Source organism: Nostoc sp. T09 (assembly GCF_002154695.1).
Classification (GTDB): Bacteria; Cyanobacteriota; Cyanobacteriia; order Cyanobacteriales; family Nostocaceae; genus Aulosira.
This window is the reverse complement of the sequence record NZ_MTAV01000234.1, coordinates 1-1,497: the sequence shown is the minus strand read 5'-3', so window position 1 is coordinate 1,497 and position 1,497 is coordinate 1. Positions and strand designations below refer to the sequence as shown.

4 protein-coding genes are annotated in these 1,497 nt (G+C 38.9%); all 4 read right to left on the bottom strand.

Going from position 1 to position 1,497, the window contains the following annotated elements; translation table 11 throughout:
• Positions 1–80: 80 nt before the first annotated feature.
• Positions 81–395 (bottom strand): hypothetical protein, encoded by a 315-nt coding sequence (locus tag BV372_RS33170; RefSeq protein ID WP_086691529.1) that lies wholly within the window; start codon positions 393–395, stop codon positions 81–83.
• 16 nt (positions 396–411) lie between these two features.
• Positions 412–777: a hypothetical protein gene (locus BV372_RS33165; RefSeq protein ID WP_086691528.1), complete on the bottom strand. Its 366-nt coding sequence runs from the start codon at positions 775–777 to the stop codon at positions 412–414.
• Positions 770–1,132 (bottom strand): hypothetical protein, encoded by a 363-nt coding sequence (locus BV372_RS33160; RefSeq protein ID WP_086691527.1) that lies wholly within the window; start codon positions 1,130–1,132, stop codon positions 770–772. The genes BV372_RS33165 and BV372_RS33160 overlap by 8 nt, the downstream gene beginning before the upstream one ends.
• Before the next feature lies 1 nt (position 1,133).
• Positions 1,134–1,497, bottom strand: a 364-nt coding sequence (locus BV372_RS36900; protein ID WP_086691525.1) for a hypothetical protein, incomplete at its 5' end; no start/stop codon positions are given.

The window sequence follows — 1,497 nt, the reverse complement described above, 5'->3', positions numbered from 1 at the left end:
ACTAGAGGCAACTGTAGTAGGTGTTGAAGTGCTACTAGTGGATTCAACAACCGTCACCGAGGCGGGATTATAAAGACCCATTAGATACACTCCAGATGAGTTAATTTACAGGCGAAAGCAGAGACAGCGCTAACTTTTCCTAGATATAAATTATTAGCGTTGATTTCATAGCTACCACGAGGTTTTAAGATAATTCCTTTGTTAATAGCGCCATCCTCAGGACTTCCGAGAATTAAAGTAATATCAACAGTAGAATTATTGATAAATGCTGCATAACGCCTATCTGTGTTAGCATTTAGAACTTCAGCTTTAGCATTAGCGACTAAAGTCTTTTCTAGATTGGTACAAGAGCCAAATCTGTTATTTGATTCTGCAACTGATATATTGTTAATCATTGTTTGAAGTGAATACTTACAATAAAGCTTCTAACTTAAAAGACCAATCTGCAAAATTTCCATCAGGGGTGATAGGGAGATAGCGCGAAGCTCTGATAATTGATGGAGTTCTAATAATTATCCCTTGCGTTCTCAGTTCTTCAGGAACAGCAAATACATAAATAGTAGGTTCATCCAGAACGCGAACATAATATTTAATCGAAGCGCTATCATCAGCATAGTGAAAACGCAAATAAGCAGCACTTTTAAACTTCCATTTATTCCAATCATCAAGATTGGAAATTGTCGTAGTAATTCTAAAAGTGTCTGCTATTGCGTCATTTTGGAAGAATTGCCAGCTATTACTAACAGTTAATTCTCCAATCAAATCCCAATTAGCCACGACTTACAACACGAAGCGCAAAGCCAACACTAGTGATTGTTCCACTGCCACCACCAGTAATGGTGTAGGCATCGCCTTTGAGCGCATCTAAGATAGTTGCTAATTTAGCCTTACTACAAAGCAGTTTTAAGCTGCTAGGCTTCCCGGCTGAGGTCTTGGTAATTGCACGAACCCGGCGCAAAATGCCTTTACGCAATAAGTTCTTTACGGGGTATTCGGGTAAATCCTGCTCATTATCAGCCGCTACAGCAATTCCTGTTGCGGTAGCGATAGTATTCGCATACAGACCAGCAGGAGCGCGAAAAGCATATTTGGCTGTGTCAACCGTGAGAACATATTTATCTAATTTTGCCATTTCATCCTCTAGAAACTTGTTTGAGTTGCTGATTCAAAGACTTGATTTGACCAGAAGCACCACCAGTAATAGAAAAGCTTTTACCCAATGCAGTATCCAAAATTGTTGGAAAAACTAATCTGTTGCAAAGTAAATCGATTGAGCGTTTTTTCGTATTTACTACAACAATTGCAGAGAGCTTAATTAATAAGCCTTTATGCAACAGGTTTTTGAGCGTGTATTCTGGTAAATCTTTTTCGTTATCTGGGGCTGGATAAATTCCAGTTACCGCGCTACCGATGCTGTTATAAAGTCCGGCTGTTGAACGAAAGTAGAATTTATCAAAAGCAGCATCGGAGATAAAATACTTCTGAAGTTTGGGCATA